Source organism: Streptomyces griseiscabiei (assembly GCF_020010925.1).
Classification (GTDB): domain Bacteria; phylum Actinomycetota; class Actinomycetes; order Streptomycetales; family Streptomycetaceae; genus Streptomyces; species Streptomyces griseiscabiei.
The window spans coordinates 3021291-3041717 of the sequence record NZ_JAGJBZ010000001.1 but is presented as its reverse complement, the minus strand read 5'-3'; the positions used below and the strand labels follow the sequence as shown (position 1 = coordinate 3041717).

The window sequence follows — 20427 nt, the reverse complement described above, 5'->3', positions numbered from 1 at the left end:
TCGGCCACACGCGCCGTCCCGTGACGTTCCCGTGCCCGTCCGGTGTCCGCCCCGGCGCCCCTGTGGGCGAGAGGTGTCCGCACGGTGCCGAAGCGGTGTCCGCGGTTCGTCGCGTCGTCGGAGTAAACCGCACTCGGCCGCCCACGCCACGCCAGTCCGTCCCGTGGACTGCTCTGACCATCCGGGGCGCTCCGGGCTACCCTGGCGGCGTGCGGCTTCCATGGGAGGCCGCAAAGCCGACAGCCGTCGCATCCCAGGGAGCAGCTCCATGGCCTCGTTGCCGAATCCGTCCCCTTCGTCCGCCGCCGCAGGCCGGGCCCGAGCCGAGGCCCTGCGCGAGGCGCTCGCGACCCGTGTGGTGGTCGCGGACGGCGCGATGGGCACGATGCTGCAGGCACAGGACCCCACACTGGAGGACTTCGAGCAGCTGGAGGGCTGCAACGAGGTCCTGAACGTCACCCGCCCCGACATCGTCCGCTCGGTGCACGCCGCGTACTTCGACGCGGGCGTCGACTGCGTGGAGACCAACACCTTCGGCGCCAACCTCACCGCACTGGGTGAGTACGACATCCCCGAGCGCACCGCCGAGCTGTCCGAGGCCGGCGCCCGCATCGCCCGGGAGACCGCCGACGAGTACGCCGCCCGCGACGGCCGGCAGCGCTGGGTGCTGGGCTCGGTCGGCCCCGGCACCAAACTGCCCACCCTCGGGCACACCACCTTCACCGCCATCCGCGACGCCTACCAGCAGAACGCCGAGGGCCTGCTGGCCGGCGGCGCCGACGCGCTCCTGGTGGAAACCACCCAGGACCTGCTGCAGACCAAGGCCTCCGTCATCGCCGCCCGCCGCGCGATGGAGACGGCCGGCTACGACGTCCCCCTGATCGTGTCGGTGACCGTCGAGACGACCGGCACCATGCTGCTGGGCTCCGAGATCGGCGCCGCGCTGACGGCGCTGGAGCCGCTCGGCATCGACATGATCGGCCTGAACTGCGCCACCGGCCCCGCCGAGATGAGCGAGCACCTGCGCTATCTGGCCCGCCACTCCCGCATCCGGCTCTCCTGTATGCCGAACGCGGGCCTGCCGGTCCTGACCAAGGACGGCGCCCACTACCCGCTCACCGCGCCGGAGCTGGCCGACGCGCAGGAGAACTTCGTCCGCGAGTACGGCCTCTCCCTCGTCGGCGGCTGCTGCGGCACGACCCCCGAGCATCTGCGCCAGGTCGTCGAGCGCGTCCGGGACCTCACCCCCACCGCCCGCGACCCGCGCCCCGAGCCCGGCGCCGCCTCGCTCTACCAGACGGTCCCGTTCCGCCAGGACACCTCGTACATGGCGATCGGCGAGCGCACGAACGCCAACGGCTCGAAGAAGTTCCGCGAGGCCATGCTCCAGGCCCGCTGGGACGACTGTGTGGAGATGGCCCGCGACCAGATCCGCGAGGGCGCCCACATGCTCGACCTCTGCGTCGACTACGTGGGCCGCGACGGCGTCGCCGACATGGCCGAACTCGCCGGCCGCTTCGCCACCGCCTCCACCCTGCCCATCGTCCTCGACTCCACCGAGGTCGACGTCATCCAGGCGGGGCTGGAGAAGCTCGGCGGCCGGGCGGTCATCAACTCGGTCAACTACGAGGACGGCGACGGCCCCGAGTCCCGCTTCGCCAAGGTCACCGCGCTCGCCCATGAGCACGGCGCCGCGCTGATCGCGCTGACCATCGACGAGGAGGGCCAGGCCCGCACCCCCGAGAAGAAGGTCGAGATCGCCGAGCGGCTCATCGACGACCTCACCGGCAACTGGGGCATCCACGAGTCCGACATCCTCATCGACACCCTGACCTTCACCATCTGCACCGGTCAGGAGGAGTCCCGCAGGGACGGCATCGCCACCATCGAGGCGATCCGCGAGCTCAAGCGCCGCCGCCCGGACGTCCAGACCACCCTCGGCCTGTCCAACATCTCCTTCGGCCTCAACCCGGCCGCCCGCATCCTCCTCAACTCGGTCTTCCTCGACGAGTGCGCGAAGGCGGGCCTGGACTCGGCGATCGTCCACGCGAGCAAGATCCTCCCCATCGCCCGCTTCAGCGAGGAGGAGGTGCAGACCGCGCTCGACCTCATCCACGACCGCCGCGCCGAGGGCTACGACCCCCTCCAGAAGCTGATGGCGCTCTTCGAGGGCGCCACCGCCAAGTCCCTGAAGGCCGGCAAGGCCGAGGAACTGGCCGCCCTGCCGCTGGAGGAGCGCCTCAAGCGCCGCATCATCGACGGCGAGAAGAACGGCCTGGAGGCCGACCTCGACGAGGCCCTGCTGACCCGCGCCGCCCTCGACATCGTCAACGACACGCTCCTGGACGGCATGAAGGTCGTCGGCGAGCTGTTCGGCTCGGGCCAGATGCAGCTGCCGTTCGTGCTCCAGTCCGCCGAGGTCATGAAGACCGCGGTGGCCCATCTGGAGCCGCACATGGAGAAGACGGACGCCGAGGGCAAGGGCACCATCGTCCTCGCGACCGTCCGCGGCGACGTCCACGACATCGGCAAGAACCTCGTCGACATCATCCTGTCCAACAACGGCTACAACGTCGTCAACCTCGGCATCAAGCAGCCCGTCTCCGCGATCCTGGACGCCGCCGCCGAACACCGCGCCGACGTCATCGGCATGTCCGGCCTGCTGGTCAAGTCCACGGTGATCATGAAGGAGAACCTGCAGGAGCTGAACCAGCGGGGCCTGGCCGCCGACTACCCGGTCATCCTCGGCGGCGCCGCCCTCACCCGCGCCTACGTCGAACAGGACCTGCACGAGATCTACGAGGGCGAGGTCCGCTACGCCCGCGACGCCTTCGAGGGCCTGCGCCTGATGGACGCCCTCATCGGCGTCAAGCGCGGCGTGCCCGGCGCGACCCTGCCGGAGCTGAGGCAGCGCCGGGTCCGCGCCACGGCCACGGCCGCCACCGCCGTCGAGGACCGCCCGGAGGAGGGCCACGTCCGCTCCGACGTCGCCACCGACAACCCGATCCCCACCCCGCCGTTCCGCGGCACCCGCGTCATCAAGGGCATCCAGCTCAAGGAGTACGCGACCTGGCTCGACGAAGGCGCCCTCTTCAAGGGCCAGTGGGGACTGAAGCAGGCCCGCGCCGGCGACGGCCCCACCTACGAGGAACTCGTCGAGACCGAGGGCCGGCCCCGGCTGCGCGGCCTGCTGGACCGCCTCCAGACCGACAACCTCCTCGAGGCGGCCGTCGTCTACGGCTACTTCCCCTGTGTCTCCAAGGACGACGACCTGATCATCCTGGACGACGACGGCAACGAGCGGACCCGCTTCTCCTTCCCCCGCCAGCGCCGCGGCCGACGCCTCTGCCTGGCCGACTTCTTCCGCCCGGAGGAGTCCGGCGAGACCGACGTGGTCGGTCTGCAGGTCGTCACCGTCGGCTCCCGCATCGGCGAGGAGACCGCCAAGCTCTTCGAGGCCAACGCCTACCGCGACTACCTCGAACTCCACGGCCTGTCCGTGCAGCTGGCCGAGGCCCTCGCCGAGTACTGGCACGCCCGGGTCCGCTCGGAGCTGGGCTTCGCCGGGGAGGATCCGGCCGACATCGAGGACATGTTCTCGCTGAAGTACCGGGGAGCCCGCTTCTCCCTCGGTTACGGCGCCTGCCCCGACCTGGAGGACCGCGCCAAGATCGCCCGTCTGCTGGAGCCCGAGCGGATCGGCGTACAGCTCTCCGAGGAGTTCCAGCTCCACCCCGAGCAGTCCACGGACGCCATCGTCATCCATCACCCCGAGGCCAAGTACTTCAACGCCCGGTAACGCCCCGAGCAGGGCCTCCGCCCTACCGAAAGGCGCGCGTCCGCGCGGCGTCGTACACTGGTCGGTCCACCGTAGGCCGGTTCCCCACCCGGGAACCGGCCTGCTCGTCCCACAAGGAGGTGCGCCGGATGACCACGACGATCCCCGCGCTAGGAACCCGTACGGCCGAAGGCTCCGCACTGCAGGCCGTGCTCCTCGACATGGACGGCACCCTGGTGGACACCGAGGGCTTCTGGTGGGACGTGGAGGTCGAGATCTTCGCCGGCCTCGGCCACACCCTCGACGACTCCTGGCGCCATGTCGTCGTCGGCGGCCCCATGAGCCGCAGCGCGGGCTTCCTGATCGAGGCCACCGGCGCGGACATCACCCTCCCCGAGCTGAGCGTGCTCCTCAACGACGGCTTCGAGGCCCGCATCGGGCGCACGCTGCCGCTGATGCCCGGCGCCGCGAGACTCCTCGCCGAGCTGGCCGCGCACGGCGTCCCCACCGCCCTGGTCTCCGCCTCGCACCGACGCATCATCGACCGCGTCCTGACCTCGCTGGGCCCCCAGCACTTCGCGCTGACCGTCGCGGGCGACGAGGTCGAGCGGACCAAGCCGTTCCCCGACCCCTACCTCCTCGCGGCCTCCGGTCTCGGCGCCGACCCGGCCCGCTGCGCGGTCGTCGAGGACACCGCGACCGGGGTCGCCGCCGCCGAGGCCGCCGGCTGCCATGTGGTCGCCGTCCCGTCCGTGGCCCCCATCGCGCCCGCCGCCCGGCGCACCGTCGTGACCTCGCTGGAAGAGGTCGACCTGCCCTTTCTGCGCGGCCTGATGACGACCACGGCCAATTGAAAGCGCAAGGAATTCCAAGATCGCGCACAGAGGGCGAAGCAGGCGCGGGGACAGGGGCCCGGCGGGGAATTCAGCGGCACCGCGATGATTGAATTCCCAGACTTGGGAATACCTTTCCACTTGTGACCTTTACCACTTCCCGGAGCCCGCGGGAGGCCCTCCCGGCACCTCCGACCCCCGCATTCGGGGGTGTCCGGCGCGCCCTTGTGTCCCGATTGGTGAAGGCTGCACCCAAACATTCCATGCGTGCTACATCGTTTCCGTCCACAGCCGGTTCCGCAGCGTGAGGGGAACTCAACTCCGGTGTGCGCGGGCCCCTCTGGCGGTGCGGGCTAATCTCGACGCGAGAACATCGCCGTACCGCCCAGGACACGCTCGCACCACCCCGCCGGCACCCGTCCCGGAACACAGCTTTGGAGAACGAGCGCGCATGAACCGCAAGACCTTGGTGCTGCCGGCCGTGATCGGTCTGCTCACCCCGGTACTCGCCGCCTGCGGTGCCACCGACAGCGCGGGCGACAGCGGTGACGCGATCGTCGTCGGCACCACCGACCACTTCACCGCCTCCAAGGAAGCCCCGGCCCCCATCGACCCGGCCTACGCCTACGACGTCGGCACCTGGAACATCCTCCGGCAGACCGTCCAGACCCTGCTGGTCCAGCCCCGCGGCGACGGCGAACCGGAACCCGAGGCCGCCTCCAACTGCTCCTTCACCGACACCGGCAACGAGCGCTACGCCTGCACCCTGCGCTCCGGGCTGAAGTTCGCCGACGGCTCCCCGGTCACGGCCGAGGACGTCAAGTTCTCCATCGACCGTGCCCGTTCCCTCAAGGCCGACAGCGGTGTCTTCGCCCTGCTGTCCACCATCGACCTCGTCGAGACCAAGGGCGACAAAGAGGTGATCTTCCACCTCAACAGCCCCGACGCGACCCTCCCGTACAAGCTGTCCACCCCGGTCGCCGGCATCGTCAACCCCGCCGACTACGACAAGGGCAGGCTGCGCGACGGCTTCTCGGTCGACGGCTCCGGCCCGTACACCCTGGACGCCGAGGTCGAGAACAACGAGCTGGTCCGGGCCGTCTTCACCAAGAACCCCCACTACAAGGGGCAGTTGGACCCGAAGAACGACAAGGTCGAACTGCGCTCCTTCGCGAGCGCCGACGCCATGGGCGCCGCCCTGAAGGACGGCGACATCGACCTGATGACCCGCGCCATGACGCCGGAACAGATCGACAAGCTCACCAAGTCCGACGACAGCGACATCGACGTCATCGAGTCCGCCGGCCTGGAGATCCGCTACCTCGCCTTCAACACCGACGCCTCCCCGGTCAGGAGCACGGCCGTCCGCCGCGCCATGGCCGAGGTCATCGACCGCGGCGAACTCGTCGCCAAGGTGTACGGCTCCCAGGCCGAGCCCCTCTACTCGCTCGTCCCCGCCGGCATCACGGGCCACTCCAACTCGTTCTTCAACAAGTACGGCGAACCCGACCCCGCCAAGGCGAAGTCGACCCTGCAGGCCGCGGGCGTCACCACACCGGTGAAGCTGACCCTGCACTACACCACCGACCACTACGGCGCGGCCACGAAGAAGGAGTTCGAGCTGCTGAAGAAGCAGCTCGACGCCAGCGGCCTGTTCGACGTGTCCATCAAGGGCACCCCCTGGTCCACGTTCCGCCCCGCCGAGCAGGAGGGCGAGTACGCGGTCTACGGCATGGGCTGGTTCCCGGACTTCCCCGACGCCGACAACTACCTCGCGCCCTTCCTCGACAAGGACAACTTCCTCGGCTCGCCGTACGACAACAAGGACATCCGCGCCAAGCTGATCCCGGAGTCCCGTCGCGCCGCCGACCGCCTCACCGCCTCGGACAGCCTCGCCGACATCCAGGACATCGTCGCCGACGACGTGCCGATCCTGCCGCTGTGGCAGGGCAACCAGTACGTCGCCGCCCGTGACGACGTCACCGGCGCCGAGTACGCCGTCAACGCCGCCTCCACCCTCCAGCTCTGGGAGCTGGGCCGCGGCAGAGGCGAGTGACCGGACCTCACCATCCCTCCGGACAGGGGCCGTTCGGCCTCGGGGGAGCCCGGAGCGCCCGCAATGCACCCGACGACACAAGGCATCCATACGTGAACATACGCACCCAGTGGCCCGTCCTGACCATGGCGACAGGGCTTGCCGCCGGCCTGCTGACCGGTTGCGGCTCCGACTCGGGGGGATCCGGGGACTCCGGTTCCAACGTCGTGATGGGGATGTCCGACGACGTCCTGGCCACCGACCCCGCCTCCGGCTACGACCCCGGTTCCTGGCTCCTGTTCAACAACGTCTTCCAGTCGTTGCTGAGCTTCCCCAACGGCGCCACCGAACCCGAACCGGACCTCGCCGAGGAGTGCTCCTTCACGGCCGGCGGCACCACCGTCTACGAGTGCACCCTCAAGGACGGCCTGAAGTTCAGCAACGGTGAGGCGCTCACCGCGAAGGACGTCAAGTTCTCCTTCGACCGCATGCTGAAGATCAACGACGACGCCGGCCCCGCGATCATGTTCCCCATGCTCGACAAGGTCGAGACCCCGGACGACAAGACCGTCCGCTTCGCCCTCAAGTACGCCGACGCCACCTTCCCCAGCAAGATCGCCTCCGGCGCCGGCTCGATCGTCGACGAGAGCTCCTACGACGCCGACGGACTCCGCGAGGACGGCGAGGCCGTCGGCTCCGGCCCCTACAAGCTGGAGTCCTTCGGCGAGGACGAGGCCGTCTTCACCGTCAACGAGAACTACAAGGGCACCGCCGACGTCGAGAACTCCGGCGTCACCCTCAAGTTCTTCCACGGCGACCAGGACGCCCTGAAGAAGTCCCTGCTGGAGGGCGACCTCGACGTCACCTACCGCGGGCTCAGCGCCTCCGACATCTCCGACATCGAGACCGACACCTCCACCGCCAACGGCGTCGACATCGTCGACGGCACCGGCGCCGAGGTCCAGCACCTCGTCTTCAACATGGACGACCCCGTCACCGGCAAGCTCGGCGTCCGCCAGGCCGTCGCCTACCTGCTGGACCGCGAGGCCCTCGTGGACAAGGTCTACCAGGGCACCGCCACCCCGCTGTACTCGATCATCCCGGCCGGCATCACCGGCCACAACACGGCCTTCTTCGACACCTACGGCGCCCGCCCCTCCAAGGCCAAGGCCGAGGCCGCGCTCCGCGCCGACGGCATCAACGACAAGGTCGAACTGACCCTGTGGTCCACGCCCTCGCGCTACGGCCCCTCCACCGACCAGGAGTTGGAGGCCATCGCCGAGCAGCTCAACGACAGCGGGCTGTTCGACGCCAAGGTGAAGTCCGTCGCCTTCGGCAAGTACGAGAAGGACATCGCCGCCGGCAAGTACGGCCTGTACGTCAAGGGCTGGGTCCCCGACTACCCGGACCCCGACAACTTCACCGGCCCCTTCTTCGGCAAGGGCAACGTGCTGGACAACAACTACAGCAACAGCACCATCACCGGTGAGCTCCTCCCCAAGACCGCCGCCGCGAGCGAGCGCTCCGCCACGGAGAAGGAGTACGCCGAACTGCAGAACATCGTCGCCACCGACGTCCCCCTCATCCCCGTCTGGCAGGCCAAGCAGTACGCCGTCGTCGGCGACGACGTCTACGGCCTGGAGTACTGCCTCGACGCCTCGACCGTCTTCCGCTTCTGGGAGATCAGCAAGGGCTGACACGAGCACGGGCCGCCACCACGGGCCCCGCATGCCCGAGGGCGCCCCCTTCCACAAGAAAGGGGCGCCCTCGGCGCGTCACCCGATGTCCGCTCGCCTACTGCGCGCCGGGGCGCACCAGCCCGCTCTCGTACGCGTACACCGCCGCCTGCACCCGGTCCCGCAGCCCCAGCTTGGTCAGCACATGACCCACATGCGTCTTCACCGTGGTCTCGCTGACGAACAGATCGGCGGCGATCTCCGCGTTCGACAACCCCCGGGCCACCAGCTTCAGCACCTCGACCTCACGGTCCGTCAGCGTGTGCAGCGTGTCCGGCACCGGCTCGTCGCCCGACGGCAGATGCTCCGCGTACTTGTCGAGCAGCCGGCGCGTGATGCTCGGCGCGAGCATCGCCTCACCGCCCGCCACCACCCGGATCGCCTGCACCAGCTCATTGGCCGGCGCGTCCTTCAGCAGGAACCCGCTGGCACCCGCCCGCAACGCCTCCACCACGTACTCGTCCAGATCGAACGTGGTCAGCACCAGCACCTTCGCCGGGCCGTCCCGCCCGGGCCCGGTGATCTGCCGGGTCGCCTCCACCCCGTCCATCCGCGGCATCCGGATGTCCATCAGCACCACATCGGGCTGCAGCGCCCGCACCTGGTCGATCGCCTGCAGACCGTCTCCGGCCTCCCCGACGACCGCGATGTCCTGCTCCGCCTCCAGAATCATCCGGAAGCCGGTACGCAGCAGCGGCTGGTCGTCGACCAGTAGGACCCGGACGGCCACGAACGTCTCCTTCGCTAGGGCCTGTCCCCGCGGAACAGGCCGGCTTCGGGCCCCCGCGGCCCAGGCCCGACCACGGGACAGCCCCTAGGTCGCGTCCGGGCCCATTCTGCCCTGTCCGCCTTCGGCCGACCCGGGTGACCTCACCTGGAGGGGATACGGCGGGGGAGTGCCGCCGAACTCCGGACACACCGCCTGGTGATCGCACCAGCCGCACAGCTTGGTCGGCCGGGGCCGCCACTCGCCGGTCTCCGTGGCCAGCCGGATCGCCTCCCACAGCGCCAGCAGCTTGCGCTCCACCCGCTCCAGATCCGCGACCACCGGGTCGTACGTCAGCACATCACCACTGCCGAGATAGACGAGCTGCAGCCGCCGCGGCACCACCCCCTTCAGCCGCCACACCACCAGCGCGTAGAACTTCATCTGGAACAGCGCGCCCTCGGCGTACTCCGGCCGCGGCGCCTTGCCCGTCTTGTAGTCGACGATCCGCACCTCCCCGGTGGGCGCCACATCCACCCGGTCGATGATCCCGCGCAGCCTGAGCCCCGACTCCAGCTCAGCCTCCACGAACAGCTCCCGCTCGGCGGGCTCCAGGCGCGTCGGGTCCTCCAGCGTGAACCAGCGCTCCACCAGCCGCTCCGCCTCGCCCAGCCAGCGCGCCAGCCGCTCACCCTCCGCGTCGTCCGCGAACAGCTCCACGACCTCCGGCCTGGTCTCCCGCAGCCGGTCCCACTGCCCGGGCACCAGCGATTTGGCCCGCGGCGCCGTCCGCTCGACGGCCGGCGCGTCGAAGAGTCTCTCCAGCACCGCGTGGACCAGCGTCCCGCGCGTCGCCGCCTCGCTCGGCTTCTCCGGCAGCCGGTCGATCACCCGGAACCGGTACAGCAGCGGGCACTGCATGAAGTCACTGGCGCGCGACGGCGACAGCGAGGCAGGCGGCGCGGCGGCCCGCACGGCAGGACGCTCGCCCTCGCCGCCCACGGGAACGGCGGGGGTGCCGTCGGTGCTGGTTTCCATGACCCCAGACCATACGGCCCACCACTGACAGTGACAGCCACGGGCCCGTCCCCCGCAACGATCCACGCCCCCCGCGCCGACACCCGTGTGCCTGGTGCGACGCGGGGAAAAACAGAGGGGGTGCCGGGGCGGAACGCGCACCGGCGACCGCATAGCATCGAGCGCAGACCCTTCCGCCCGGCCACCGGGCGCGGAAGACGCTTCGAACGAGGGGACATCGTGGAGACGAGCGGCGGGAGCGGGCAGCCGCGGTCCGACAGCGACCGGGCGCCGGAGCGCCCACACGGCGACACGACCGAGCCACCGGCGGAGCACGGCCCCGCCGAGGAACCCGCCACCCCCGCCACCCCCGGCGCCCCCGACACCCCGAACCCGACGGACCCTTCGAAGCCGGCGGACACCCCCGCCGACGAACCGCCCACGCCCCCGGCGGACCACCCGTCCTCGGACCACCGGCCGTCGGACCACCCGACGCCGGAGGCCGGGAACGAACCCTGGGCGACCCCGGAGCACAAACCCCCCACGGACCCGCCCTCCGGAACCACCCCTTCCACCCCCTCCCCGGCCGACCTGAGCAAGGCACCGGCGGACGACCCGGAGCGCACAGCCGCGTCCCCACGCCCCCACGCCCACCAGGACGCCACCCCCAAGCCCCCCGAGCGCCCCAAGGAACCAGGCGGCGGCATCCTCATGGGCCGCCCCTTCGGCGTCCCCGTCTACGTCGCACCCAGCTGGTTCCTCGTCGCCGCCCTGATCACCTGGGTCTTCGGCGGCCAACTCGACCGCGTCCTGCCCCAACTCGGCGCCCTGCGCTACCTCGTCGCCCTCTTCTTCGCGGTCGCCTTCTACGCCTCCGTACTCGTCCACGAACTCGCCCACACCGTCGCCGCCCTGCGCTACAAGCTGCCGGTCCGCCGCATCCAGCTCCAGTTCTTCGGCGGCGTCTCCGAGATCGAGAAGGAGTCCGAGACCCCCGGCCGCGAATTCGTCCTGGCCTTCGTCGGCCCCCTGCTCTCCCTGGTCCTCGCCGGCGTCTTCTACGTCGCCCTGCTCGCCGTCGAACCCGGCACCGTCCCCGGCGTCCTCCTCGCCGGCCTGATGGTCTCCAACCTCATCGTCGCCGCGTTCAACCTGCTCCCCGGCCTGCCCCTCGACGGCGGTCGCATGCTCCGCGCCGTCGTCTGGAAGATCACCGGCAAACCCATGACCGGCACCATCGCCGCCGCCTGGGTCGGCCGCGCCCTCGCCGTCTCCGTCCTCGTCGGACTGCCCCTGCTCACCCAGTCCGGCCTGCTCGGCGCCGCCGCCGAGGACAGCGTCGGCATGGACACCGTCCTCGACGCCCTGCTCGCCGCGATCCTCGCCGCGATCATCTGGACCGGCGCCGGCAACAGCCTCCGCATGGCCCGACTGCGCGAACACCTGCCCGAACTCCAGGCCCGCGCCCTCACCCGCCGCGCCGTCCCCGTCGAGACCGACACCCCCCTCTCCGAGGCACTCCGCCGCGCCAACGAGGCCGGCGCCCGCGCCCTCGTCGTCGTCGACCCCGACGGCGAACCCCTCTCCCTCGTCCGCGAGGCCGCCATCGTCGGCGTCCCCGAACACCGCCGCCCCTGGGTCGCCGTCAGCGGCCTCGCCCAGGACCTCACCGACGGCATGCGCGTCTCCGCCGAACTCGCCGGCGAAGCCCTCCTCGACGCCCTCCGCGCGGCACCCGCCACCGAGTACCTCGTGGTCGAGGACTCGGGCGAGATCTACGGAGTCCTGTCCGCGGCCGACGTGGAACGCGCCTTCGTCAAAGCGATGGCACGGCCCAGCTGAGCGCACCCGCACCGTGGTCGGCGGCCCCCGCAATCGCCGGTAGGGTGGGTCACATGTCCGAACCGACCGGTGCCGCCCGCCGTCGCGGGCCCTTCAAGGTCGGGGACCAGGTCCAGCTCACCGACCCCAAGGGACGCCACTACACGTTCACGCTCGAAGAGGGAAAGAACTTCCACACCCACAAGGGTTCCTTCCCGCACGACGAGCTGATCGGCGCTCCCGAGGGCAGTGTTGTCCGCACCACGGGGAACGTCGCCTACCTGGCGCTCCGCCCCCTGCTCCCCGACTACGTCCTGTCCATGCCCCGCGGCGCCGCCGTGGTCTACCCCAAGGACGCGGGGCAGATCCTCGCCTTCGCCGACATCTTCCCCGGCGCCCGCGTCGTCGAAGCCGGCGTCGGCTCCGGCTCGCTCAGCAGCTTCCTGCTGCGCGCCATCGGCGACCAGGGCATGCTGCACAGCTACGAGCGCCGCGAGGACTTCGCCGAGATCGCCCAGGCCAACGTGGAGCGCTACTTCGGCGGCCCCCACCCCGCCTGGCAGCTCACCGTCGGCGACCTCCAGGACAACCTCAGCGACACCGAGGTCGACCGCGTCGTCCTCGACATGCTCGCCCCCTGGGAATGCCTCGAAGCCGTCTCCAAGGCCCTCGTCCCCGGCGGCATCGTCTGCTGCTACGTGGCGACCACCACCCAGCTCGCCCGGACCGTCGAGTCCATCCGCGAGATCGGCTGCTTCAACGAGCCGAGCGCCTGGGAGTCGATGATCCGCAACTGGCACATCGAAGGCCTCGCCGTCCGCCCCGACCACCGCATGATCGGCCACACCGGCTTCCTGCTCACCGCCCGCCGCCTCGCCGACGGCGTCGAGCCCCCCATGCGCCGCCGCCGCCCCTCCAAGGGCGCCTACGGCGAGGACTACACCGGCCCCAACGCCGACGGCGGCTCCGGCCGCTGACACCGACGTACGACGAACGCGCCCTTGACGTGGCCGAGTTCCCCGCAGCGCCCGGGAACTCGGCCACGGCGCTTCCCCGTTGACGCGCCACCGAAAAGCTTCAGGAACCACGCACCCCGCCGTTCCACCCCACTGTGACGTGTGGCACCATGCGGGTCATCCCAACCGGCACAGCACCCTCAGGAGACGCTCCTAGTGCAGCAATCCGCCGTCCCGGAACTGGCACACACGCACACCCGCCCCATCCACTGGCTCGCCACGGCCACCGCCCTCGCCGGCGTCGTCGCCCTGTCGTCCGCCCTCCAGCCCGACGCGGCGAGAGCGGCCCAGCCCGTCACCAAGGCGGACCCGGCCCCCGCGATCGTGGCGGCCCCCGACCCCGCCGAGGTCGACCTCCCGCTCGACTGCGGACCCGTCGGCGTCGTCGTGAAGAAGAAGGCCTCCGGAGACCTCGACGGCGACGGCCGCCCCGAGACGGTCGCCGTCGTGCACTGCGACGCCAGCATGGGCACCCCGCCCGACGCCGTGTACGTCCTCACCCGCTCCACCGACGCCGCCCGGCCCCGGGTCGTCGCCACCCTGGTGAACCCCAAGGACCGCACGACCGTCTCCGACTTCGCCGTCCGTGACGCCGTCGTCACCGCCACCCTGCACGGCTACTCGTCGCCCGAGGTGCCCAACTGCTGCCCGGACGTCACCGACCCCGTCAAGTGGCAGTGGAGGAACGGGGCGTTCGTACGCTCCACACCCGCCGGGGAACAAAGCGTCTGACACCGCCCGCCCCCGGGCGAACGGGAAGTGATCACCCGGCAAACACGGTGTGAGAAAGCAGACAGACGGTCACGCGGAGTGCCCGCCGGGTCACTCCGCGTCAGGTCCGAAGACCTCGACCCTGTCCGAAACGCGCCGTACATGGATGCACTCGCCCGGACATTCCTTCGCGGAGTCCACCACATCCGTGAGAAGCGGCAGCGGAACGGGCGTTGTGGCCCCCGGGGCCTGCAACAACTCGTCCCCCGGGCTCTTCACATAGGCCAGCCCGTCGATGTCCAGCTCGAACACCTCCGGCGCGTACTGGACGCAGATACCGTCGCCGGTACAGAGGTCCTGGTCGATCCAGACCTCCAGCGCCTCGCCCACGGCCCCGGCCTCCTGCTGCACGCTCATCTCTCCCGCCGCCCCGTTCGCCGATCATCCGCCGAGCCGGTCGGGAACGATGCAGGCTCTGACGGGTGTTGAACACTTCGACCCTACCCGGGGCGGCTTCCCAATCATGTTCGGTGGGTATTCCCCTGGCGTGAGGGAGAGCGCAAGGGTGAAGATCGGACACACCCCGACCGTCTTTGTGATCTAGGGGTTTCAATCGACACCCACCCAGGTAGGGTCTGGAAGCGTCCAGCTCCCCTTGGAGGAGGTGAGGACCGTGGCAGCCCACGACGACGACATGAACCGCGGCATCCGCCCGGGACGAGGGTCCGACGACCCGGCCGGGCAGATTGCCTACCTTGAGCAGGAGATCGCCGTCCTGCGGCGCAAGCTCGCCGACTCTCCGCGACACACGAGGATTCTCGAAGAGCGGATCGTCGAGCTGCAGACCAACCTGGCCGGCGTGTCCGCTCAGAACGAGCGGCTCGCCAACACACTCCGTGAGGCCCGCGACCAGATCGTGGCCCTCAAGGAGGAAGTCGACCGGCTCGCACAGCCCCCGGCCGGCTTCGGTGTCTTCCTCACGGCGAACGAGGACGGCACGGCCGACATCTTCACCGGAGGCCGAAAGCTCCGCGTGAACGTCAGCCCCAGCGTCGACCTGGAAGACCTCCGGCGCGGCCAGGAGGTCATGCTCAACGAAGCGCTCAACGTGGTCGAGGCCATGGAGTTCGAGAGCGTCGGTGACATCGTCACCCTCAAGGAGATCCTCGAGGACGGCGAGCGCGCACTGGTACAGGGACACACCGACGAGGAGCGGGTGGTGCGGCTCGCCGAGCCGCTGCTGGACATCACCATCCGCCCCGGCGACGCCCTCCTTCTCGAACCCCGCTCCGGCTATGTCTACGAGGTCGTTCCGAAGAGCGAGGTCGAGGAACTCGTCCTCGAAGAGGTCCCCGACATCGGGTACGAGCAGATCGGTGGCCTCGGCAACCAGATCGAGATGATCCGCGACGCGGTCGAGCTCCCCTACCTCTACCCGGACCTGTTCAAGGAGCACGAACTGCGTCCGCCCAAGGGCGTCCTGCTCTACGGACCCCCCGGATGCGGCAAGACGCTCATCGCCAAGGCCGTGGCCAACTCCCTGGCCAAGAAGGTCGCCGAAGTCACCGGCCAGGCCCAGGGCAAGAGCTTCTTCCTCAACATCAAGGGCCCCGAACTCCTCAACAAGTACGTCGGCGAGACCGAGCGGCAGATCCGCCTCGTCTTCCAGCGTGCGAGGGAGAAGGCCAGCGAGGGCACCCCCGTCATCGTCTTCTTCGACGAGATGGAATCCCTCTTCCGCACCCGCGGCTCCGGTGTCAGCTCGGACGTGGAGAACACCATCGTCCCCCAGCTGCTCGCCGAGATCGACGGTGTGGAAGGCCTGGAGAACGTGGTCGTGATCGGCGCCTCCAACCGTGAGGACATGATCGACCCCGCCATCCTGCGCCCCGGCCGGCTCGACGTGAAGATCAAGATCGAGCGTCCGGACGCCGAAGCGGCCAAGGACATCTTCCAGAAGTACCTCACCGAACGCCTTCCGCTCCACACGGACGACGTCGGCGAGCACGGCGGCTCCAAGGCCACCACCGTCCAGAGCATGATCCAGACGGCAGTGGAACACATGTACGCCGAATCCGAGGAAAACCGCTTCCTGGAAGTCACCTACGCCAACGGAGACAAGGAAGTCCTCTACTTCAAGGACTTCAACTCCGGCGCCATGATCGAGAACATCGTCGGCCGCGCCAAGAAAATGGCCATCAAGGACTTCCTCGACAAGAACCAGAAGGGCCTCCGCGTCTCCCACCTCCTCCAGGCCTGCGTGGACGAGTTCAAGGAGAACGAGGACCTGCCCAACACCACCAACCCGGACGACTGGGCCCGAATCTCCGGAAAGAAGGGCGAGCGGATCGTCTACATCCGTACCCTGATCACCGGAAAGCAGGGCGCCGACACCGGACGCTCCATCGACACGGTGGCGAACACCGGACAGTACCTGTAAAAGACAGGGCGGCTGCGGGTGCCCACAAGGGGTACCCGCAGCCGACTGCTTTCCCCGTCCAATCGGGTACAGGCCGGAGCAAGGCAATGACGCAAATGATCTCCCCACCAGCGCAGAGCCGTTCTAGGCTCTTTCGTACCGCCGAGTCGCGCAGTGCGGGGACGGGCACCGCACACGCACCGGAGCGCCAGCGGTACTTGAGCAGCGTCCCCGACCGAGGGCGCCGCCGGGCAAGGAGGGCCGCATGACCGTACGGCGAGTAATGGGCATCGAGACGGAGTACGGGATCTCCGTCCCCGGCCACCCCAATGCCAATGCCATGCTCACCTCGTCCCAGATCGTCAACGCCTACGCAGCGGCGATGCACCGGGCCCGCCGGGCCCGCTGGGACTTCGAGGAGGAGAACCCGCTGCGGGACGCACGGGGCTTCGACCTCGCCCGCGAGTCCGCCGACTCCAGCCAGCTCACCGACGAGGACATCGGCCTCGCCAATGTCATCCTCACCAACGGCGCGCGGCTCTACGTCGACCACGCCCACCCCGAATACAGCGCCCCCGAGGTCACCAACCCCCTCGACGCCGTCCTCTGGGACAAGGCCGGCGAACGCATCATGGCCGAAGCCGCCGAACGCGCCGCCCAGCTCCCCGGCGCCCAGCCGATCCACCTCTACAAGAACAACACCGACAACAAGGGCGCCTCCTACGGCACGCACGAGAACTACCTGATGAAGCGGGAGACCGCCTTCTCCGACATCGTGCGCCACCTGACCCCCTTCTTCGTCTCCCGCCAGGTCTTCGCCGGCGCCGGACGCGTCGGCATCGGCCAGGACGGCCACGAACACGGCTTCCAGCTCAGCCAGCGCGCCGACTACTTCGAGGTGGAAGTCGGCCTGGAGACGACGCTGAAGCGCCCCATCATCAACACCCGCGACGAACCCCACGCCGACGCGGAGAAATACCGCCGCCTCCATGTGATCATCGGCGACGCGAACCTCTCCGAGATCTCGACCTATCTGAAGCTGGGCACCACGGCCCTGGTCCTGTCCATGATCGAGGACGGCTTCATCGCGGTCGACCTGGCCGTGGACCAGCCCGTCCGCACCCTCCACCAGGTCTCCCACGACCCGACCCTGCAACGCCTCGTCACCCTCCGCAGCGGACGCACCCTGACCGCCGTACAGCTCCAGATGGAGTACTACGAGCTGTCGCGCAAATACGTGGAGGAGCGGTTCGGGGCCGACGCGGACGACCAGACCAAGGACGTCCTGACCCGGTGGGAGGACACCCTCAACCGCCTGGAGAACGACCCGATGAGCCTCTCCGGAGAGCTGGACTGGGTCGCCAAGCGGGAGCTGATGGAGGGCTACCGGCGCCGTGACGGCCTCGACTGGGACGCCGCCCGCCTCCACCTCGTCGACCTCCAGTACGCCGACGTACGCGCCGAGAAGGGCCTCTACAACCGTCTGGTGGCCCGCGGCAAGATGAAGCGGCTGCTGACCGAGCAGGGCGTCGACGAGGCCCGTACGAAGCCGCCGGAGGACACCCGTGCGTACTTCCGCGGTCGCTGTCTGGAGCAGTACGCCGACGACGTCGCGGCCGCCTCCTGGGACTCCGTGATCTTCGACCTCCCGGGCCGGGACTCGCTCCAGCGCGTCCCAACCCTCGAACCGCTTCGCGGAACGCGAAATCACGTCAAGGAGCTCCTGGACCGCTGCCGTACGGCAGAAGACCTGGTCAGGGTCCTGTCGGGCCACTGAATCAGGCTTCAATCGTGATCAGCCGGGCAGGGTGGAAACAGCGCCGTCCGGGAATCATCGAGGTGGTCCCCGGACGTTGTGGAAACAACAGGGCCAATGTCAGACCCGGCTTGTAGGGTCTGATCATCACCGATCGGCAGGAATGCCGACCTGCCGACCATGTCGGGCAACAGAGCGGGGTGTGAGCGTTATGGCGACCAAGGACACCGGCGGCGGCCAGCAGAAGGCCACCCGTTCCACCGAGGAGACCGAGGCGGCGCCGGAGGCGCAGGCATCGGAGGACCTCAAGGAGCGGCAGGAGAAGCTGAGCGACGACGTGGACTCCGTGCTCGACGAAATCGATGATGTGCTCGAAGAGAACGCCGAGGACTTCGTTCGGTCATTCGTTCAGAAGGGCGGCGAGTAGCCTTCGAATCGAAGGTTGCGGGGGTCGCTCCGGATGGAAAGCGAAGAATACGCGAAGCGCTGCGTACGGTGCGGGGAGTTCAAACCGTACGCAGCGTTCGCTCGTAGGCGGTCGAATCTGGACGGTCTGCAGCGCCATTGCCGGGACTGCGCGAGCAACCATGGGTGCGGCCAAGTGAAGCCGTACAGCGAGTGGCACCGAAAGCGCGACGGGTTCGCCGGTCGCTGTAAGGCGTGCAGGATGGCGGCTCGGCCTGGTGAGCATCTTCGGCGTAAGTACGGCCCCACCGAAGCAGGACGCGATGAGTTGATCGCCTCCCAAGGGGGCGTCCGCTGTATCTGTCTGTCGGCCCCGGCTGTGCATGTGGATCACTGCCACAAGACGGGTAGGGTCCGAGGCGTACTGTGCTTCAACTGCAATTCAGGCCTCGGTCTGTTGAGGGACGACCCCGACGCGATGAACCGAGCTGCCGACTACCTGGAAGGAAACGCGTGGAAGCCAACACTCGTAGCACCGGGCGTCTACCAGCTGCCTTCCTGACGCCTGGGTCGTCGTCCTTCATGGACTTCCTGTCGGACCATCAGCCGGAGCTGCTGCCCGGCAAGCGGCAGTTGCCGCCGACCCAGGGCGTGATCGAGGCTCCGCACGGCACGACGATCGTGGCCGTGACGTTCCCCGGTGGTGTGGTGCTCGCCGGTGACCGACGGGCCACGATGGGGAACATGATCGCGCAGCGGGACATCGAGAAGGTGTTCCCCGCCGACGAGTACTCGGCCGTCGGGATCGCCGGCACCGCCGGTCTGGCCGTGGAGATGGTCAAGCTGTTCCAGCTGGAGCTGGAGCACTTCGAGAAGGTCGAGGGCGCGCAGCTCTCCCTGGAGGGCAAGGCGAACCGGCTCTCCACCATGATCCGTTCCAACCTGGGCATGGCCATGCAGGGGCTGGCGGTCGTCCCGCTCTTCGCCGGTTACGACGTGGACCGGGAGAAGGGCCGCATCTTCTCCTACGACGTGACGGGCGGCCGTTCCGAGGAGAGCGGCTACGCGGCCACCGGTTCGGGTTCGATCTTCGCGCGCGGCGCGATGAAGAAGCTGTTCCGCGCCGACCTCTCCGAGGACGAGGCCACGACCCTGGTGATCCAGGCCCTCTACGACGCGGCGGACGACGACTCGGCGACCGGTGGTCCCGATGTGGCCCGCCGGATCTACCCCATCGTCACCGTGATCACCGATGACGGCTTCCGCCGGCTCACCGACGAGGAGTCCTCCGCGATCGCCCGTTCGATCCTGGAACGCCGTCTGGAGCAGCCGGACGGTCCCCGGGCCGCGCTGCTCTAGCCGGTCCGGCCCGCGACGGCCCCCTTATCAAGGTGATCCAGTGACTTCGACAGAAAGGGACGGATAACCGGTGTCGACTCCGTTCTATGTCTCACCCCAGCAGGCGATGGCCGACCGGGCGGAGTACGCCCGCAAGGGCATCGCCCGTGGTCGCAGCCTCGTCGTGCTGCAGTACGCCGACGGCATCGTGTTCGTCGGCGAGAACCCGTCCCGCGCGCTGCACAAGTTCAGCGAGATCTACGACCGGATCGGTTTCGCCGCCGCCGGTAAGTACAACGAGTACGAGAACCTGCGGATCGGCGGTGTGCGGTACGCCGATCTCCGTGGTTACACCTACGACCGTGACGACGTGACCGCCCGTGGTCTGGCGAACGTCTACGCGCAGACGCTGGGCACGATCTTCTCCTCGGCGGCCGAGAAGCCGTATGAGGTGGAGCTGGTCGTGGCCGAGGTGGGGGAGACCCCCGAGGGCGACCAGATCTACCGGCTGCCGCACGACGGTTCGATCGTGGACGAGCACGGCTCGGTGGCGGTCGGTGGTAACGCCGAGCAGATCAGCACCTATCTGGACCAGCGTCATCAGGACGGCATGTCCCTGGCGGAGGCGCTGAAGCTCGCCGTGCAGGCCCTGTCCCGTGACACCAACGGCACGCAGCGGGAGATCCCCGCCGAGCGGCTGGAGGTGGCGGTGCTGGACCGTACGCGTCCGCAGCAGCGCAAGTTCAAGCGCATCGTGGGCCGGCAGCTCGACCGGCTGCTGGAGGCGGGTGGCGCGGCCACGGAGGCGGAGAGCGCCGAGGAGGAGGACGAGTAGGGGCGGCGGGGCCGGTACGGC

At 69.3% G+C, this 20427-nt stretch carries 16 protein-coding genes; 13 read left to right on the top strand and 3 right to left on the bottom strand.

Annotated features, from left to right (window positions below):
* The first annotated feature begins 268 nt into the window (after positions 1 to 268).
* The 4 genes from metH to J8M51_RS13175 all read left to right on the top strand — a co-directional run bounded on the left by metH (position 269) and on the right by J8M51_RS13175 (position 8343).
* On the top strand, positions 269 to 3799 hold the full coding sequence (metH, locus tag J8M51_RS13190) for a methionine synthase (protein WP_086760257.1): 3531 nt from the start codon (positions 269 to 271) through the stop codon (positions 3797 to 3799).
* Positions 3800 to 3927: 128 nt separating this feature from the next.
* Positions 3928 to 4632 (top strand): HAD family hydrolase, encoded by a 705-nt coding sequence (locus J8M51_RS13185; RefSeq protein WP_086760261.1) that lies wholly within the window; start codon positions 3928 to 3930, stop codon positions 4630 to 4632.
* A 430-nt stretch (positions 4633 to 5062) separates the two neighbouring features.
* Complete coding sequence (locus J8M51_RS13180; protein ID WP_086760263.1) at positions 5063 to 6667, top strand: ABC transporter substrate-binding protein; 1605 nt, start codon at positions 5063 to 5065, stop codon at positions 6665 to 6667.
* Positions 6668 to 6759: 92 nt separating this feature from the next.
* Positions 6760 to 8343, top strand: coding sequence for an ABC transporter substrate-binding protein (locus J8M51_RS13175; protein WP_086760265.1), 1584 nt, complete (start codon positions 6760 to 6762; stop codon positions 8341 to 8343).
* A 97-nt stretch (positions 8344 to 8440) separates the two neighbouring features.
* Here the strand turns inward: J8M51_RS13175 and J8M51_RS13170 are convergent, their stop codons facing one another.
* Both J8M51_RS13170 and J8M51_RS13165 read right to left on the bottom strand, forming a co-directional pair.
* Positions 8441 to 9112 (bottom strand): response regulator, encoded by a 672-nt coding sequence (locus J8M51_RS13170; RefSeq protein ID WP_086760267.1) that lies wholly within the window; start codon positions 9110 to 9112, stop codon positions 8441 to 8443.
* 84 nt (positions 9113 to 9196) lie between these two features.
* Entirely contained in the window at positions 9197 to 10126 is a 930-nt protein-coding gene (locus tag J8M51_RS13165) for a RecB family exonuclease (RefSeq protein WP_086760269.1), read from the bottom strand.
* 219 nt (positions 10127 to 10345) lie between these two features.
* On the opposite strand from J8M51_RS13165, the gene J8M51_RS13160 reads away from it, so the two are divergent.
* The 3 genes from J8M51_RS13160 to J8M51_RS13150 all read left to right on the top strand — a co-directional run bounded on the left by J8M51_RS13160 (position 10346) and on the right by J8M51_RS13150 (position 13674).
* Positions 10346 to 11947 (top strand): site-2 protease family protein, encoded by a 1602-nt coding sequence (locus J8M51_RS13160; protein WP_267299179.1) that lies wholly within the window; start codon positions 10346 to 10348, stop codon positions 11945 to 11947.
* Positions 11948 to 12000: 53 nt separating this feature from the next.
* Positions 12001 to 12903 (top strand): tRNA (adenine-N1)-methyltransferase, encoded by a 903-nt coding sequence (locus tag J8M51_RS13155; protein ID WP_037725588.1) that lies wholly within the window; start codon positions 12001 to 12003, stop codon positions 12901 to 12903.
* Positions 12904 to 13098: 195 nt separating this feature from the next.
* Positions 13099 to 13674 carry a hypothetical protein gene (locus J8M51_RS13150; protein ID WP_086762644.1) on the top strand — a complete coding sequence of 192 codons (576 nt, stop codon included), beginning with the start codon at positions 13099 to 13101 and terminating at the stop codon, positions 13672 to 13674.
* Positions 13675 to 13764: 90 nt separating this feature from the next.
* On the opposite strand, the gene J8M51_RS13145 is transcribed toward J8M51_RS13150, so the two are convergent.
* A complete protein-coding gene (locus tag J8M51_RS13145; protein ID WP_086762642.1) occupies positions 13765 to 14070 on the bottom strand; it encodes a ferredoxin in 306 nt (101 codons plus the stop codon).
* Between the two features lie 256 nt (positions 14071 to 14326).
* Between J8M51_RS13145 and arc the strand changes: the two genes are divergently transcribed.
* From arc to prcA, 6 genes are all read left to right on the top strand, one after another.
* Positions 14327 to 16093 carry a proteasome ATPase gene (arc, locus tag J8M51_RS13140; RefSeq protein ID WP_086762640.1) on the top strand — a complete coding sequence of 589 codons (1767 nt, stop codon included), beginning with the start codon at positions 14327 to 14329 and terminating at the stop codon, positions 16091 to 16093.
* A 244-nt stretch (positions 16094 to 16337) separates the two neighbouring features.
* A complete protein-coding gene (gene dop / locus J8M51_RS13135; RefSeq protein ID WP_368862422.1) occupies positions 16338 to 17849 on the top strand; it encodes a depupylase/deamidase Dop in 1512 nt (503 codons plus the stop codon).
* Positions 17850 to 18039: 190 nt separating this feature from the next.
* Entirely contained in the window at positions 18040 to 18255 is a 216-nt protein-coding gene (locus tag J8M51_RS13130; protein WP_005485230.1) for a ubiquitin-like protein Pup, read from the top strand.
* 33 nt (positions 18256 to 18288) lie between these two features.
* Positions 18289 to 18795 carry an endonuclease VII domain-containing protein gene (locus tag J8M51_RS13125; RefSeq protein WP_086762636.1) on the top strand — a complete coding sequence of 169 codons (507 nt, stop codon included), beginning with the start codon at positions 18289 to 18291 and terminating at the stop codon, positions 18793 to 18795.
* Positions 18747 to 19592, top strand: a complete 846-nt coding sequence (prcB, locus tag J8M51_RS13120) for a proteasome subunit beta (protein WP_086762634.1) — start codon at positions 18747 to 18749, stop codon at positions 19590 to 19592. The genes J8M51_RS13125 and prcB overlap by 49 nt, the downstream gene beginning before the upstream one ends.
* A 70-nt stretch (positions 19593 to 19662) precedes the next feature.
* Entirely contained in the window at positions 19663 to 20406 is a 744-nt protein-coding gene (gene prcA, locus J8M51_RS13115) for a proteasome subunit alpha (RefSeq protein ID WP_086762632.1), read from the top strand.
* Positions 20407 to 20427: the final 21 nt, after the last annotated feature.

Bases quoted from the DNA above. Each gene is read 5' to 3' on its own strand.
- metH (WP_086760257.1), top strand. From the start codon at position 269: ATGGCCTCGTTGCCGAATCCGTCCCCTTCGTCCGCCGCCGCAGGCCGG.
- J8M51_RS13185 (WP_086760261.1), top strand. From the start codon at position 3,928: ATGACCACGACGATCCCCGCGCTAGGAACCCGTACGGCCGAAGGCTCC.
- J8M51_RS13180 (WP_086760263.1), top strand. From the start codon at position 5,063: ATGAACCGCAAGACCTTGGTGCTGCCGGCCGTGATCGGTCTGCTCACC.
- J8M51_RS13145 (WP_086762642.1), bottom strand. From the start codon at position 14,070: ATGAGCGTGCAGCAGGAGGCCGGGGCCGTGGGCGAGGCGCTGGAGGTC.
- J8M51_RS13130 (WP_005485230.1), top strand. From the start codon at position 18,040: ATGGCGACCAAGGACACCGGCGGCGGCCAGCAGAAGGCCACCCGTTCC.
- J8M51_RS13165 (WP_086760269.1), bottom strand. From the start codon at position 10,126: ATGGAAACCAGCACCGACGGCACCCCCGCCGTTCCCGTGGGCGGCGAG.
- J8M51_RS13125 (WP_086762636.1), top strand. From the start codon at position 18,289: ATGGAAAGCGAAGAATACGCGAAGCGCTGCGTACGGTGCGGGGAGTTC.
- J8M51_RS13155 (WP_037725588.1), top strand. From the start codon at position 12,001: ATGTCCGAACCGACCGGTGCCGCCCGCCGTCGCGGGCCCTTCAAGGTC.
- dop (WP_368862422.1), top strand. From the start codon at position 16,338: ATGACCGTACGGCGAGTAATGGGCATCGAGACGGAGTACGGGATCTCC.